The sequence below is a fragment of the Clostridium sulfidigenes genome (assembly GCF_000732635.1).
GTDB lineage: Bacteria > Bacillota > Clostridia > Clostridiales > Clostridiaceae > Clostridium_J > Clostridium_J sulfidigenes.
The window spans coordinates 53,881-71,096 of sequence record NZ_JPMD01000010.1 but is presented as its reverse complement, the minus strand read 5'-3'; the positions used below and the strand labels follow the sequence as shown (position 1 = coordinate 71,096).

The 17,216-nt window shown below is 30.2% G+C and carries 13 protein-coding genes and 1 other annotated feature; of the genes, 3 read left to right on the top strand and 10 right to left on the bottom strand.

The genetic code is table 11. The features are described from left to right. Window position 1: 1 nt before the first annotated feature. The 8 genes from IO99_RS04760 to IO99_RS04725 form a co-directional block, all read right to left on the bottom strand. Window positions 2-664 (bottom strand): sugar transferase, encoded by a 663-nt coding sequence (locus IO99_RS04760; RefSeq protein WP_035130885.1) that lies wholly within the window; start codon window positions 662-664, stop codon window positions 2-4. A gap of 183 nt (window positions 665-847) precedes the next feature. Continuing rightward, window positions 848-2,065 (bottom strand): oligosaccharide flippase family protein, encoded by a 1,218-nt coding sequence (locus IO99_RS04755; RefSeq protein ID WP_035130883.1) that lies wholly within the window; start codon window positions 2,063-2,065, stop codon window positions 848-850. Then, window positions 2,058-3,185, bottom strand: a complete 1,128-nt coding sequence (locus IO99_RS04750) for a glycosyltransferase family 4 protein (RefSeq protein WP_035130882.1) — start codon at window positions 3,183-3,185, stop codon at window positions 2,058-2,060. The genes IO99_RS04755 and IO99_RS04750 overlap by 8 nt, the downstream gene beginning before the upstream one ends. Window positions 3,186-3,258: 73 nt before the next feature. Continuing rightward, on the bottom strand, window positions 3,259-4,185 hold the full coding sequence (fcl, locus tag IO99_RS04745) for a GDP-L-fucose synthase (RefSeq protein WP_035130880.1): 927 nt from the start codon (window positions 4,183-4,185) through the stop codon (window positions 3,259-3,261). 20 nt (window positions 4,186-4,205) lie between these two features. Then, window positions 4,206-5,231 carry a GDP-mannose 4,6-dehydratase gene (gene gmd / locus IO99_RS04740; RefSeq protein ID WP_035130878.1) on the bottom strand — a complete coding sequence of 342 codons (1,026 nt, stop codon included), beginning with the start codon at window positions 5,229-5,231 and terminating at the stop codon, window positions 4,206-4,208. 412 nt (window positions 5,232-5,643) lie between these two features. Beyond that, window positions 5,644-5,787, bottom strand: coding sequence for a hypothetical protein (locus IO99_RS18970; RefSeq protein WP_156964286.1), 144 nt, complete (start codon window positions 5,785-5,787; stop codon window positions 5,644-5,646). Between the two features lie 277 nt (window positions 5,788-6,064). Further along, window positions 6,065-7,618 (bottom strand): cell wall-binding repeat-containing protein, encoded by a 1,554-nt coding sequence (locus IO99_RS04730; protein WP_035130874.1) that lies wholly within the window; start codon window positions 7,616-7,618, stop codon window positions 6,065-6,067. Window positions 7,619-7,763: 145 nt separating this feature from the next. Beyond that, the gene (locus IO99_RS04725; RefSeq protein ID WP_035130872.1) at window positions 7,764-8,090 is read right to left on the bottom strand and encodes a hypothetical protein; all 327 of its coding nucleotides are present in this window, start codon (window positions 8,088-8,090) and stop codon (window positions 7,764-7,766) included. Window positions 8,091-8,458: 368 nt separating this feature from the next. On the opposite strand from IO99_RS04725, the gene IO99_RS04720 reads away from it, so the two are divergent. Further along, the gene (locus IO99_RS04720; RefSeq protein ID WP_035130870.1) at window positions 8,459-9,949 is read left to right on the top strand and encodes a 4Fe-4S dicluster domain-containing protein; all 1,491 of its coding nucleotides are present in this window, start codon (window positions 8,459-8,461) and stop codon (window positions 9,947-9,949) included. Window positions 9,950-10,016: 67 nt separating this feature from the next. Here IO99_RS04720 and IO99_RS04715 read toward each other — a convergent pair whose 3' ends face one another. Next, complete coding sequence (locus tag IO99_RS04715) at window positions 10,017-11,012, bottom strand: LacI family DNA-binding transcriptional regulator (RefSeq protein ID WP_035130868.1); 996 nt, start codon at window positions 11,010-11,012, stop codon at window positions 10,017-10,019. A gap of 156 nt (window positions 11,013-11,168) precedes the next feature. Then, on the bottom strand, window positions 11,169-14,270 hold the full coding sequence (gene ileS / locus IO99_RS04710; RefSeq protein ID WP_035130866.1) for an isoleucine--tRNA ligase: 3,102 nt from the start codon (window positions 14,268-14,270) through the stop codon (window positions 11,169-11,171). Window positions 14,271-14,449: 179 nt separating this feature from the next. Then, window positions 14,450-14,664 (bottom strand) — a binding site (T-box leader). 263 nt (window positions 14,665-14,927) lie between these two features. On the opposite strand from ileS, the gene IO99_RS04705 reads away from it, so the two are divergent. Together IO99_RS04705 and IO99_RS04700 are read left to right on the top strand one after the other, a co-directional pair. Beyond that, window positions 14,928-15,560 (top strand): MBL fold metallo-hydrolase, encoded by a 633-nt coding sequence (locus IO99_RS04705; protein WP_035130863.1) that lies wholly within the window; start codon window positions 14,928-14,930, stop codon window positions 15,558-15,560. Window positions 15,561-15,710: 150 nt separating this feature from the next. Continuing rightward, a complete protein-coding gene (locus IO99_RS04700) occupies window positions 15,711-17,192 on the top strand; it encodes a C40 family peptidase (RefSeq protein ID WP_035130860.1) in 1,482 nt (493 codons plus the stop codon). The last annotated feature ends 24 nt before the right edge of the window (window positions 17,193-17,216 follow it).

The following is a 17,216-nucleotide window of genomic DNA, read 5'->3' as shown; positions in this document are numbered from 1 at the left end:
TTTACCTTGCCCCTTGCTTTTTTATTACAGCACTAAAAGTTTTGAATATAATTTTTATATCCATAAATATACTTCTATTATCTATATACTGCATATCCATTTCTACTCTCTCTTCATAGGTTGTGTCACTTCTACCATTAGCTTGCCAGTTTCCTGTAAGTCCTGGTTTTACACTAAGCAGCTTCTCACCATATATACCGTAGTTTTTTAATTCTTTTTCTACAATTGGTCTAGGTCCCACTATGCTTAGCTCACCTTTTAAAATATTCAAGAGCTGTGGAAGCTCGTCCAAGCTTGATTTTCTAAGAAAATTACCTACTTTTGTTATTCTAGGATCACTCTCTAATTTAAAGTTCTTTGCAAACTCTTCCTTTTGCTCTGGAGATAAGTTGTTTAACAATTCCTCTGCATTTATTACCATGGTTCTAAATTTATATATTCTTATTAAATTCCCATTATACCCAAGTCTTTTATGTGCAAAAAATATGGGACCTGGAGAATCCGCCTTAACTACTATTGATAGAATCAAAAATATTGGTGAAAGTATTATTAATCCTAAAAGAGAACCTATTATATCAATAGTCCTTTTTAAGATTTTATATACAATTTTTTCTTCTTTTACATTTATACTCAAATTTGAATACTCTACTTTGGGTTCTAGCATTGCTTTACCTCCTTCTGCACAAATCCTAAAGTAATTTGTGAAATTAATATTATCTGAAGATATTATACCATTATATATCAGCTTTATGTTATATAAAATACTATTTACAGTTAATTCTCATCATATTTTTATGATTTATTTCATTAGAAAAATCTCTCTCATTATATAATAGTACTTTTTTAGTTAAGCGTACTCCTTTGATATCTTAAAATAAACTAAAGTAGTCCAAACTCCGTATATTGTATAGCTAATGGTGGTTGAAAAAGCAGCTCCAACAATTCCATATTTACGAACAAAGAATATATTTAAAATTAAATTTGATACTGTCCCTATTACCGAAGGCTTTACTCTTAAATCGGGTCTTCCTACCCCCGATAAAAAGCATGTTACAATTTTACCTATTGAAAACATAATTATCCCCGGAAATAGAATTTTTATAACTTGTGATACTTGTAAATATTCACTTTTATATATCAGTATAATTAATTTATCTAAAATTAAAAATATTAATCCCCAGCCAAGTAATCCTGCTACACTGCCCCAAAAAATAATCTTATTTATGCTTTTTATTACTTTTTTGTGATTATCCATAGCAGCTATTCCTGGATATAAAATAGCTGCTATAGAGTCAGGTATAATCCATAGTTTTTCTGCCATATTTACTGCCACAGAATATAATCCCAAGGATGCATTTCCTCCAAAACCTAATATGAACCACTGATCTATTCTGAAATTCAAAAAATTAGCTACATTCGATATGTAACAACTTTTTACAAATCCAAATACAGATTTTATTATATTAAAGTTTTTCCTTAGAGAAAAATCAAGTTTTCCTTTTTTATTAGAAAATATTATATACATCCCTACCGCATCTGCTACTGCAAAAGTTATTATCTGTGTCATAGCAATCTGTTTAACATTAACCGTATTATTTAATAGAATTACTAAAATTATTACTTGTAACGCATTAAGAATAGACGACATTACTGTTAAAATATTTTTGGCTTTAATCTCATCTATTGCAATTAAAAATGGCATTATAAATAAGTTTAAATTTAATACTACTATCATAAGTATTATATATATATAATTGGGTACATAAGAAATCATATGATATCCTGTTACCAATAACATCTGAATAGCACATAAAAACCCATAAATAATAAGAGATGAGGATATCATTTCTTCCTTAGAATATATACTCTTTTTTGTGAAATACTGACTATCCCCAAAATATTGTCCCGAAATTATAACATATAATGTGCTTGGAATTAATATAATAACTCCTAATTGTCCATTCCCTTCTGGTCCCAATATCCTAGCTATTATTATGCTTGTTATAAAGCTTATAATTAAACTACTTACATTGCTAAAAAATACTTTTACCATATTCTTAATCATAGCTACTAACCTCATGAAAACACTGCAAATACTTTTTTGTCACGTTTTCTAAATAGTAATTTTGAAAACTATAGTTTGTACTGTCTCCTTCTTTTACTATCTCTATTATTTTTTTCACCCATTGAGCCACTGCAAAAGGGTCCTCTACATAATTAGCCTTCCCTTCTGTAACCTCTGGTATGCTACTACATTTAGTAGTTAAAACAGGTACTCCTAATTGCATCGCCTCTATAGGTGGCATGCCAAAACCTTCAAATATGCTTGGAAACAAGAATACAGCAGCATTTTTGTATAATAAATCTCTTTCTTCGTTAGTTACAAAACCAGTTATAATAATATTATTGCTCAAGTTAAGCTCTTCTATTATTAAACGTAATCTACCCTCATCTTTACCACCAACTCCAGATATAACTAAGGTATTTGGAACATTGATTTCTTTCTCCTTTATTTCTTTAATAACATAAAGAAGAGTTTCTAAATTTTTATGGGGTAGTAATTGCGCCACTGTATAGTAATAATTTTTTTTATTTATTTTGAATGTTTCCTCAATGTCCTTAAAATTTCCGTTAGTATTATTTTTAACAATAGGATTATAAATTACTTGTATTTTCTTTTCTTGTATCTTAAAAGTATCTATTATATCTTGTTTTACGAAGTTACTTATAGCAATTATTTTATGAGAGGTTTTACAACATCTTTTCCATGCAAATTTTAACCACAATACTTTCATTGTAGAAAAGTATTGTGGATAATGCATAGCTTGTATATCATGAATTGTAGTTATATACTTTATTTTTCTATGATTTAATAGAGGTTTACTGTATACTGGAATAAATAAAATATTTATGTTTAAATTTATACACCTTCTATTTAAATTGAAATTTTCCCATAAAATTCTTCTTCCTACATTTTCACTAAAAACATTACATACTTCTAATTTAAAGGCTTTATTTTTAGTATATTTTTCAAAGGTTGAAGCATTATCCTTTGATACAAAAAGTATATATTTGTAATCATCTTTACCATATATAAGAAATCCATCTATTAAATTTCTTATATATGACTCTATGCCTCCAGATTTCCCTGGCTTAACCCACAATAAATCAATTCCTATATTCATTATATACTCCTTATTTATTAATCATTTAATCAATATATCTCCTATATCATCAAAAGATTAAATGATAATATCTTTAATAATTTTCCTTAAACCACTTGTAACTATCTTCTATACCCTCTTTTAGATTTATTGAATGTTTCCAGCCTAATTCATGAAGCTTAGTTATATCTGTTAGTTTTCTAGGCGTTCCATCTGGCTTATCACTATTAAATAGTAGTTGACCTTTATATCCAATAATTTCTTTTACTGTCTCAGCTAGTTGCTTTATGGATACTTCCTCTCCAGTTCCTATGTTTACATGCTCTTCTCCATTATAATTTTCCATGAGAAATATACATGCATCTGCCATATCATCAACATGTAAAAATTCTCTTAAAGGAGTACCGGTGCCCCATACTTCCACTGATGGTTTTCCTTCTTCCTTTGCTTCATGAAATTTTCTTATCAGTGCAGGTAATACATGAGAACTCTTCAAATCAAAATTATCATAAGGTCCATAAAGATTAGTTGGCATACAACTAATGAAATTATCCCCATATTGTCTCTTAAAGAATTTACACATTTCAAGGCCAGCTATTTTAGCTATAGCATAAGCTTCATTTGTAGGTTCTAAAAACCCTGATAGCAAGTATTCTTCCTTTATTGGTTGTGGCGCATTTTTAGGATATATACAAGTGCTTCCCAAAAATAATAATTTTTTTGCATTAAAATCATGAGCAGCTTTTATAACATTATTTTGTATCATTAAATTCTCATATATAAAGTCTGCAGGATACTGATCATTTGCTAGAATTCCTCCTACCTTAGCAGCTGCCAAGTATACGTACTCTGGCTCTTCTTCTCTCCAAAATTCTTCAACTGCTTTTTGGTTCTTTAAATCTAATTCTCCGTGAGTTCTAGTTATAATATTTTTATATCCTCTTTTTTTAAGATTCCTTACAATTGCTGAGCCCACTAATCCCTTGTGTCCTGCTACATAAATCTTAGCATTCCTATCCATAAAAATCCCCTTTCTAATAACTATCTATGTAAATCATGTTCTACCATCATTCTAACTAATTGATTAAAATCAACCTTTCTCTTCCATCCAAGTTCTTTTTCTGCCCTTGAACAATCTCCATATAAAAATTCAACTTCTGAGGGTCTAAAATATCTAGGATTGATATCTACCAATATTTCACCATTAGCAGCATTTATCCCTACTTCTTCAACGCCTTGACCCTTCCAAATTATATCAATACCCACTTCTCTAAATGCACATTCTACAAATTCTCTTACCGTATGGGTTTCATTACTAGCAATTACATAATCCTTTGGATATTCTTGTTGAAGCATTAACCACATAGCCTCCACATAGTCTCCAGCAAAACCCCAATCTCTTTTTGCATCTAAATTACCTAAAGACAATCTTTCCTGTTTTTTATTTACTATATTTGCAACAGCTCTAGTAATCTTTCTAGTAACAAAAGTTTCCCCTCTTCTCGGTGATTCATGATTAAATAGTATTCCATTACATGTATACAAATTATATGCTTCTCTATAGTTAACTGTTATCCAGTATGAATATAACTTTGCACATCCGTAAGGACTCTTTGGATAAAATGGAGTATCTTCATTTTGAGGTGCACTTTCTGGAATCCCACCAAATAACTCCGATGTAGAAGCTTGATAAAATCTACAATTCAAATTATTTTCTCTTATAGCATCTAATAATCTTAAAGTTCCCATTGCATCTACATCTGCAGTATATTCTGGCACTTCAAAAGACACCTGTACATGAGATTGAGCTCCTAAGTTATATATTTCATCTGGTTGAATCTTCTGCATTAATCTGTTTAGATTACTAGAATCAGTAAGATCTCCGTAATGTAAAAACAGCTTTTTATTACCGATATTCTCGTCTTCAAATAAATGATCTATTCTTTTAGTATTTATACTACTTTGTCTTCTTATTATTCCATGAACCTCATATCCCTTTTCAAGTAAAAATTCAGTTAAATAAGATCCATCTTGACCTGTTATACCTGTTATTAATGCTTTTTTCATGTTTTTCTCCTTCTTAGACAATTTATTTCTATACTTATATTGAAATCTTATACATACAATTATGTAAAAGTTGCACATATTTCTAAAAATATTTAGTTTTACTATTATTTTTACAATATTGCATTCTTACTTATTATACTATGATATAAAATATTATTTTTCCAGTCAACAAACTATTAATTTTTACAATATGCATTGTTATTATATCATATGTATTATTCTATTTTATAAATCTTAATTAATCTACAATAATTCCAACATTCCAAACTTTTTATGTTTTTTTTGTTTTTGTATTTTTATGTTTTTATGTTCTTCATTACCTAAACCACTGATATTACTAGTATTGAACCATCTAAGACAATTGAAATAAAAAGAAAGATCAAAACATAATAAATATATTTTGCTCTTTCCTTTATGCTGTTTCTTCATTTTGATATTGTAGTGTTTTGTAGTCAATTCTTTGGCCTCTTAAACATGGTCTTCCACGTTTTCCCGTAGGGAGTGATTTTAGGTCATATGTAGCAGTATCACTACGAATAGTACCTATAACATGCATGTTATCAAACTTTCTTATAGGTGTTACAAATGGTTTCTTGGTATACCAACTATCGCAAACAACAATCCCAATGCCTTTTTATAAATTTCTCGTAGAGGAATTTAATTGAGCGAACCTCTTGAATAGAAAGCATTGCTATGATTAGTTTGTACAGGGTTAAGTCGTTTGGTTCGTTGTATTTTGGGGTAATTTAAATTTGATTACTTGTAAAGTGGTGTTAACTTTATTAATAATATAAAAATTGACTTAAGACTAACTGTCTTAAGCCAATTCTTAACTATATCCCAGATTCATGAAGATATGACGGTACTTTTGGATTAGAAGTTAATCTTATAAATAATTTACTTACTGATTTATAACCTATCCCTTCTCTTATCATATCTTTATTATCTAATTTATACTCACTACATGCATTAAGAACTTTTTTCTTTTCTCCATTATTATCTGCAACACTCTCTATTAATTGATGTCTTGAAATTCCTGAGATTTTATCCTCTCTAGCTAAAAATCTACAATCTTTTATAAGTCCATTTACATATAAACTGTTAACTGTATTTCCTGTAGCTATGTGCTGCAGATGGGTTTCATATTTATAACTATGGGTAATGTGTGTTACATTATTAAAGGTATTTTCAAAATATAATATAGTATCTTTTAAAAGTTCGTTATCTATTTTATCTTCTGGTTGATTTAAAAATACTACATTTTCTAATTTTACTCCTAATCTACTTATTGCTGCTTTAAATTCATTGTCTCTTAAATTTACCTTCTGCTCATGTGCAAGACCCTTGTATCTTTCGTAATTAAATACCTTAGATCCACTTCCATCTGTAACTAGAACCATATAAACATTCTCACTTCCTACAGACTTTATAGCATCTATTACAGTGCTTCCCCCAAAAATAGTTTCATCATCTTGATGTTGTACATAAAATACCACTTTATCTCCATATAAATAACTCTTAGCACGACTTATAGCAATCTCACTTATATTTCCTAAAACAGTAGCACTGTTAGCACCTGCAATTATACTTTTATCCGAATCATCTGAAACTAAAACTACAGGCTCCTTTAATACTGAAGCTGTTAATGCATCAACTAATACATGAGATTTACTTAGATTAATATGACTTTTATCGTTGAAAAATTTATTAATAACATTCCTATTAGTATCAAATCTATCTATTCCATCAATTCTTGTAGAAAAATTATTAAAATTAGTACTCATAACTCCAGTACCACCTATAGAGTAGGATTGTACATTTTTTCTGTACGTCGTAGAATTACCATCTGTTAAAATTACAGGGTTTCCTTTATTAGCTGCTACTGGAGCTATACTCATAGCATCCGCTTCTCCTCTAAGTCCATTTACATAATATATTTCTCCAATACCATTTGTTTTTTCAATTTTATTTGCTATTAAAATAGATGTATCATATCTATTTTTTCCACCAATTCTTATAACTCTTTTACCCATCTTGGTTATCTTTGACTCTATATTGGAGGAAATTACGCTCTTCCCACCTACAATGTATACAGTACTCACTTTTTTTAGCTTATTAAGTGTTACTTCTGGTAGGATATTGGACTGAGTCAGTAAGATCGGAGAATTTACTGCCCCACTTAACCCACTAGCAGAAAGTCCATCTGCTAATGAATTTCCATTAACTAAAATAGCAGAGGAATATTGCATTTTAGATGCAATAATAGATGCTGTTTCATACCTATCTATACCACAAATATAGTCCATATCTATTCCATATGCACTCATTATATTGAATGTTAACAATATAAATAAACAACCTAATATCTTTGTCCAACATCTCCTCATATCAATTTCCTCCAAATATCGATAAATTATTAGTATAATGCTATTATTATATCATATATTTACAAATTACATCATAATTTTCCTGTATTGATTTATTTCATTTAAAGAAAGAGCAAAACATAATAAATATATTTTGCTCTTTGCTTTATGCTATTTCTTCATCATTATCTTTATTATTCTCTTCAAATCTGAACTGACCATAAGCAAATCCTTTAAACATATCAAAAGTTAAATCATTAACTTTCTGACCTTCTTCAATCCAATTAGTAAATAATTTAAATTGTTCTTCACTAAAATATTTTGAATTTACTCTTGGGAATCCTTCTAATAGATTGAATCCTTCTTCCATAGCCCTTTTCACTTCTTCTAGATTATATCTAAAGTAGTATCTATGGTCACTATTTAAAATCTCCCCTATTACAAAACTATTGTTCTCTTCACTTTTCCATATAAGATTAATTTTATTACTCAATTATAATCTCCTCCTTCTCTCAGTCTTCTTATAGTTAAAATATTTTCTTCATCATAAAATTTTATTATAATCCTTTTAATACCACGTTAAAATATCTTCTTTATTAATTCTATGTTTTTATTATTATATTTATTTCTATTTTAAATAAAATAAATTTCATGGGTATAAATACTTAATTTTTTAACCAATAATTAAACCTTTATTAGTATATAACTATGTGACCCTAATTTCAAATATATTTATCATCCCTATTATATTTTTACCAAATTTTATTTTTCAATGCTTAACCTATTGCATAAAAAATAAATGATGCTATAATTAGTTTTGGTTAAAAAATTAACAATGTTATGAAATTAGGAGGGATTTTAATGTTTACTTTTGATACATCGTTAAAAAAGATTAAGCATGAGGTTCTAAAACAAATTGTCCTTTTATCTATTAATGATAATCTAAATACCAAAGAAATATTCAATATTCATAAATTTATAGTTGATAAAGATACTCCTGCATATAGATGCTGTATTTTCAAAGAGCGTGCCATAGTAAATCAAAGAGCTAAACTGGCTGCTGGATATATGCCTATAGGGGATGAATATAGTGATCTTATTGATATTAAAAATAACGAGCAAATTATGTACGTCATAGAGGCTGCTTGTGATAGATGTCCCATAGATAAATATACCGTTACAGAGGCTTGTAGAGGTTGTATTACTCATAAATGTAAGGAAGTATGTCCTGCTAATGCCATGATGACTGTAGGTGGTAAATCATATATAAATCAGGAATTATGTAAAGAATGTGGACTTTGTAAGAAGATTTGTCCTTATAATGCTATATCCGAAGTTCGTCGTCCTTGTAAAACTTCATGCCCAACTGGAGCTCTCAAGGTAGATGAAATCACTAGACGTGCTATTATTAATGAAGAGGATTGTATTCAATGTGGAGCTTGTATGACAGCTTGTCCTTTTGGTGCTATATCTGATAAAAGTCTTGTAGCTCCTGTATCTAAAAAATTATATCAGAAAAAACACAAAATGATTGCAATTGTTGCCCCATCAATTTCTGGTCAGATGGGCAATAATGTTTCAATAGGTCAAATTAAATCTTCATTAAAAGCAATCGGATTTTCTGATGTGTTTGAAGCATCTTGTGGTGCAGATATGGTAACAATGCACGAAGCTAAGGAATTTGTAGAGAGAATGGAAAGTGGACAAAATTATATGACTAATTCTTGTTGTCCAGGCTTCTTTAGCTACATTGAGAAAAAATTTCCTACTGAGGTTTCTCACATCTCCAATACGGTATCTCCAATGATTGCAATGGGACGTGCCATAAAAAATGAAACTCCTGATGCTAAAATAGTATTTATCGGTCCATGTACAGCTAAGAAAGCTGAAGCTAAAAGACCGGATGTAGCTGGAGTTATTGACTACGTGCTAACCTTTGAAGAGCTTTGTGCTATATTAGATGCTTTCAATACCAATCCTGAAAACTGCAGTGAAGAGACCCTTGAAGATGGCTCAACTTTAGGTAGGGGCTTTGGTATGGCTGGTGGACTTACTGCTGCTATAGAAAATTATGTTAGCACAGAAAATATTAATATAGAATTTAAACCAGTAAAAGTTTCAGGTTCTACAGAAATAAAAAAAGCTTTAAACATGGCAAAAATAAATAAACTACAAGGTAATTTTATTGAAGGAATGATGTGTAATGGTGGATGTATAAATGGTGCTGGAGTCTTCTCAGATCCTATGACCACTAAGGGAACCTTTATTAAAGAAGGTAAAAGTTCATCTATAAAAAATGTATCTGATAATAAGACTAATAAACTTATGGGAAAAGTATCCTTAGATAGATAAACAATAAAAAAAGTGGATTTTAAAATCCACTTTTTTATTGTTTAAATTATTTTATATTTAATTCTATTTATTTCTTACAAGAATCTCTTTCAACTATGTTATATGGTAATCTGTAATAAGTCTCTTCAACTGGAATCTTATTTACAAGCTTTATAAGAAGTCTCATTCCCACAGAGCCCATATCGTATAGGGGACGAGAAACTGTAGTAAGCTTAGGATAAAATACTCCTGATAATGCTATATTATCAAATCCTATAACATTTATATCTTCTGGTACCCTGATTCCTTTTTCTCTTAAAGCATTTATAACTCCAAGAGCTGATTGATCGCTTCCACATAAAACTGCATCAACCTTATTATCTTTTATAATATGAGTGATTCCTTCAAAGCCGTCCTCATATTTTAAACTTCCAAGATAAACTAGTTTTTCATTGAAACAATTCTCTTCATCCATGGCGTCTTTATAGCCATGATACATCTTTTTATATTCAGTAGCATTTTCTTTAATGTATCCTATATATGCTATGTTTTTATTATTTTTTGAGAATAGATAATTTACAGCATCATATGCAGCAGTATAACTATCTATACCTACACTAGGAACATCTCCTTCATCATCCATAGCACCTATTGATACTACAGGAGTGCCAACAGATTTTATAGCTGCCTTTATCTCTTTATCTAGACGGTCTCCCATATATATTATACCGTCTACCATCTTCTCTCTTAATATATTAAAACTTTCTTTTTCTCTACTCTTGTCTAGATCAGTATTACATAACATTATATTATAATTATAAATACTTGCTAAGTCCTCTGCCCCTCTTACAATCTCAGGGTAAAGGGAATTTGATATATCTGGTATTATTATACCAATTGTGCTTGACCTTTGAGTCTTTAAGCTTCTTGCTAAAATATTGGGTCTATAATCTAACTTGTCTATTGCATCTAGAACTCTTTGCTTTGTCTCTTGATTAACTACATCTATATCATTTAGTACTCTTGAAACCGTGGCAATAGAAACATTTGCTTCTTTTGCTACATCTTTAATTGACGCTGCCACTATATATCACCTCTCTTATTATTCTGCATATTTTTAATACATATATACCTTATTTATACTATAAAGTAAAGTATAATTATAAAGTTTAGATGGAGCAATCTATTATCATATTAACTCCATCTAAACTACTTAATATTTTAACTTAACATATTATTACTAAACTCTTTCTACATGTAATAATAACTTTTCACCATTAATTTTAACTTCATTTATAGCCTTATCACTATTATAGGCTACAGTTAATGCTAATGTATCTTTCTTTATTTGATTTTCAAACTTTCTTATTACATTCTCTAAGGCTTCATTTCCAGCAAAGTATAAGTTTATCTTGTCTGAAACTTCAAATCCTGTTTCTTTTCTCATGTTTTGTATTTTGCTTAGAACTTCCCTTATGTGACCTTCTTCTCTAAGTTCTTCTGAAATATTTGTATCTAATACTACACCTATTTCACCTTCTCCAGCAAAAGCAAATCCTTCTAAGCCCTGCATTGTTACAAGTAGATTTTCTTTATTTAACTCTATTTCAGTTCCATCTACATTTATTGTAACCACATCACCATTATTTACTCTTTGTGCAAGATCCATTTGATTCATTGAGGCTATACCTTTTCTGATTCCTGGAATCATTTTTCCGTAAGCCTTTCCTAGTACTGGAAGATTAGGTTTTATTTCAAAGTTAACATATTTAGAAAGGTCTGATCCTAGTTCTACTTGTTTAATATTAAGCTCATCCTTAACTATGTCTCCATAATATTCTGGAAGTGAGTCTACAGATACAAGCATTTTTCCAAGTGGCTGTCTATTCTTAATATTAGCCCCATTTCTTGCACTTCTTCCAAGCTTAACTATCTTATATGCCTTATCCATTTCATCTTCTAATACCGCGTCTACATCAGCTTTAACGTATTCTGGCCATTTACATAGGTGAACACTCTCTTCTGCATCCTTATCAAAAGCAACAACAAGATTTTGATATAACTCTTCTGTTATAAATGGTATAAATGGTGCAGCTATTTTAGAGAATGATACAAGCACTCTATATAAAGTCATGTAAGCACCTATCTTATCCTCTGTAAGCTCTTCACCCCAGAATCTTGCTCTGTTTCTTCTAACATACCAGTTAGATAATTCATCTACAAAATCTTCTAGTTCTTTAGCTCCTTGAGTTATTCTGTAGTTTTCTAAATGCTCATCTATATTTTTAACTAATGTATTTAGTTTAGACATCATCCATTTATCCATTACATTTTCTGATTTAAAATCTTTATAATCTATTGGATTAAAATTGTCTAATTCTGCATATAGAACATAGAAGGAATACACATTCCATAGTGTTCCTATGAATTTTCTTTGAGCTTCTATAACAGCCTCTTCATAGAATCTTGATGGAAGCCATGGTGCACTACCAGTATAGAAATACCATCTTAAAGCATCTGCTCCTTCATTTTCAAGTACTGTAAATGGACTAAGTACATTTCCCTTATGTTTAGACATCTTAAGTCCATCTTTATCTAAAACGTGTCCTAGTACTATACAGTTTTCAAAAGGATTATTCTCAAACACAGTTGTAGAAATAGCAAGAAGTGTATAGAACCATCCTCTTGTTTGGTCTACAGCTTCAGAAATAAACTGTGCTGGGAAGTTTGCTTCAAATAGTTCTTTATTTTCAAAAGGATAGTGATATTGAGCAAATGGCATTGAACCTGAGTCAAACCAACAGTCTATAACTTCTTCAACCCTTGTCATTTCTTTTTGGCAGTGTGGACAAGTAACCTTAACCCTATCAATATATGGCTTATGAAGCTCTATACCCTCTGGTACATTTACACCTTTTTCCTTAAGTTCTTCAACACTTCCTATTAACTCTCTGTGGCCACATTCACATTCCCAAATTGGAAGTGGAGTACCCCAATATCTATTTCTAGAAATTCCCCAGTCAATTACATTCTCAAGGAATTTACCCATTCTACCTGTTTTTACATTGTCAGGCATCCAATTTATTTTATTGTTATTTTCAATAAGTTGGTCCCTTACTGAAGACATTCTTACAAACCAACTTTCTCTTGGATAATAAAGAAGTGGTGTATCGCATCTCCAGCAATGTGGATATGAGTGTGTAAACTTCTCACTCTTATAAAGAATATTATTTTCTTTTAAATAAGCTAAAATCTTCTCATCTGCTTTTTTTACAAATATTCCAGCCCAAGGAGTTACTGCTGGAACAAAGTTGCCTTCTCCATCTACTAGATTAATCATAGGAAGACCATATTTCTTTCCTAATTGATTATCGTCATCTCCATAAGCAGGTGCTATATGAACTATTCCAGTACCATCTGTTAATGTTACAAAGTCTCCATGAACTATATAAAATGCTTTTTCTTCAGGCACTTCGAACTTAAACATTTGCTCATATTCTTTTCCAAGCAATGTTTCTCCTTTAAATTCAGCTACTACTTCATACTCACCTTGAAGTTTGTTTAAAAGAGTTCTTGAAAGAATTAGATATTCACCTTCATGTAAAACTTCCACATAATCATAAGATTTATTAACAGCAAGAGCAACGTTACTCGGTAATGTCCAAGGAGTTGTTGTCCATACTAATACATATTTGTCTTCATCTTTTAATTTGAACTTTACATAAGCTGAGCTATCCTTTACATCTTTATATCCCTGTGCTACTTCGTGAGATGATAAGGTAGTTCCACATCTTGGGCAATAAGGCATTACTTTGTGTCCTTTATATAATAAATCCTTATTCCACATTTGCTTTAAAGCCCACCATACTGATTCTATATAATCATTATGATAAGTTACATATGGATTTTCCATGTCAACCCAGTAACCAAGCCTTTCAGACATTTCTCTCCACATTTCAACGTAAGAGAATACACTATCTTTACATTGAGTAACAAATTCTTCTACTCCATACTTTTCAATCTCAGGTTTTCCTGAAATTCCAAGTTTCTTTTCAATTTCAAGTTCTACTGGAAGACCATGAGTATCCCATCCAGCTTTTCTTAAAACCTTATAACCTTTCATAACTTTATATCTTGGGATTATATCTTTCATAACTCTTGTTATAACGTGACCTATGTGTGGCTTACCATTAGCTGTTGGTGGACCATCATAGAACGTAAAATATTCACCTTCATCATTTAAGTCGAAGTTCTTTTGTATTACGTCTTTTTCTTCCCAAAGCTTTAACATATCTTTCTCAATGTCCATAAAAGACTTTGAGTTATCAATTTTCTTATACATATATTTTTCCTCCTTACATAGTTTATCTGTAACATTTCTGGTTAATCTCATGGAATCATTTAAATATTGTTAAGTAATTATAAGGTAAAATTAATTTAATAGTATCTAGCCTTAATTTTATCCATAGCATTCATTAATTAATCTCATATATCATGGATAAAAATTAAAACTCCGCCCTTACTAAGGACGAAGTTACTTCGCTATACCACCTACAGTGTTAATAATTTCGGATACTTACATATCCTATTCCTTAACGCAGAAATACGGAAAAACTTACTTAATTTCAGTTCTCAGCTCCTAGGTGATCTTCCTCTAATTATTCACTATGGGTTTTCACCTACCCCCACTCTCTTTAAGCTACCTTTTAGAGTACTGTCCTAATCTTAGCTTTTATATGTACTATGTTGTAAATTAATTTTACATCTATTATATTATATAAAAATTTTAATGTAAAGGGCTTTATTTCTAATAACATACTAAAATATTATTTAATCTATTACAATTGCATCTACTCTTATTATTGTAATCTTCTTATTATTGTAGTCTTCTTATTAAATTAAAATGTTCTTTTTACATACTAAAGCATAAATTAAGCAAAGCTGTTAATAATTAAAATAGACTAAATAGTTAACTTTACTTAATTAGGAGGTACTAACTATGGTAATTACTTGGTTTGGCCATTCTTGCTTTCTACTTGAAAATTCTCATGGAGAAAAGATACTGATGGATCCCTATAATAAATGTTTAGGTGGAACACCCTATAAAGGTTCTGTAGATATAGTTACCATAAGTCATGACCATTTTGATCATAACTATACAGATTTAATAAACCCTGGTGCAATTATTATAAACACACCATGCTCATATGAAAGCTCTTCTATTAAAATTCAAGGCTTTCCTTCTTATCATGACAATATAAAGGGAGCTAAACGTGGTGATAATATAATTTACATAGTAGAAACGGATAACTTAAGACTATGTCATTTAGGAGACCTTGGACATATGCTAGTGGCTGAAGAATTAGATTTATTAGGTACTGTAGATATACTCTTCATACCAGTAGGGAGTAATTTTACTATTGCTCCTGAGGTTGCAGCTACCCTTTGCAATAAAATCCAAAGTAAATTAGTAATTCCAATGCATTATAAAGTTCCACATATAGACTTTCCTATTCACGGAATAGAAAATTTCATATCTTTTATGAAAAACGCTGTAAACCTAAAGTCTCATACATTAACTATAAATCCGCCTATAGAAGGTATAAATTTGGTTAAAATTTTTGAACTCTAACCTTAAAACTAGATTAGAGTTCTATTATATTAAAAAATTATATATTTATTGCTGTTATTTGTTGTTATATATCATTATTTACCTTATAATTTAAGTAATAATATGAAATATATTCTACTGGAAAATATTTTAAGGAAGGACTGTGAATTAATGAATGATAAAGCATTAAAAATTTTATGTACACTTGCAACAGGAACAGCCATTGCTACTTCTATGCAAGTTATAGCAATAGCCGATTCAGCTCAAACTTCAAATTCTTCATACCGCTCTACAGTTATAGGAACTGTAACTGCAGATGTATTAAATATAAGATCAAATCATAATACTAGCAGTAGTATTATTGGTAAAATAAATTATAATACTAAAGTATCAATTCTAGAGATATCAAATGGATGGTATAAAATTAAATATAATAACACTACTGGTTGGATTTCTGGAGAATATGTTAAACCAGCTAGTAATTCTAATACGGTACATGCACCTAATAAAGTACAAGCCTCTAAAACTGGAATTGTTACTGCTACTGCTTTAAATGTTCGTTCTGCAGGTAATACAAACAGTAAAATTATTGGTTCTCTTTCTAAAAATGCTAAAGTGCAAATAGTATCTACTAACAATGGTTGGCATAAAATTAAATATAATAATACTACGGGTTTTGCTAGCGCTGAATACATTAATACTTCTTCAACTAATACAAACTCAGGTAATGGTACTAATAATAACTCTTCTGCCGATAGTACCGTTAAATCTACGGGTATTGTTAATGCAGACGCTCTAAATGTTCGTTCAAAGGGGAATGCTAGTTCTAAAATAGTTGGAACTCTATATAAAAATTCTAAAATTGAAATATTATCAACCAGTAACGGTTGGCACAAAATCAATTATAAAGGTGGTACAGCCTTTGTAAGTTCAGAATACATATCAAAGAATAGTAGTTCTACTGGCAATAATCCTAGTAGAGGTGACGTTATACCACCTGAAGAAATTCCACCTTCTCACACAGTAAATGGTAAGGTTGCAATTGTTAATGCAGATGCTTTAAATGTCCGTTCTGGTGCTGGAACTAGCCATGCTGTCATAACTACAGTAAGATATGGTAGTAAATTACCTATTATCTCTTATACTAATGGTTGGTATAATGTTAAGGTAGGTAATACTAATGGATATATTAGCGGTGACTATGTAACTATAGCTGATGAAAATCAATCATCAAATCCTATTGTAAAGGAAACTCCTCTTATACAAAGTAACTATACTGGTGAAGACATAGCTTTAAAAGCTGAAGAATACCTTGGAGTACCATACCTTTGGGGCGGATTTACCCCTGTAGGTTTTGACTGTTCTGGACTTGCTCAATATGTGTACAAGCAACTAGGAATATCCTTAGAAAGATCCACATACTATCAAGTACATCAAGGTGTCATTGTTCATCGTAAGGATTTAAAACCTGGAGATTTAATCTTCTTTACTACTAATGATGATGATCCTAATGATATATCTCATGTAGGAATCTATAAGGGTAATGACTTATTTATACAAGCTCCTAAACCTGGTGACTGTGTAAGAGTTTCTAACTTAAATTCTGCTTATTATAGTAATAGATATTATATTGCTAAACGTATAATAAAATAGTATAAAAAATTTTAAATTGAGAAC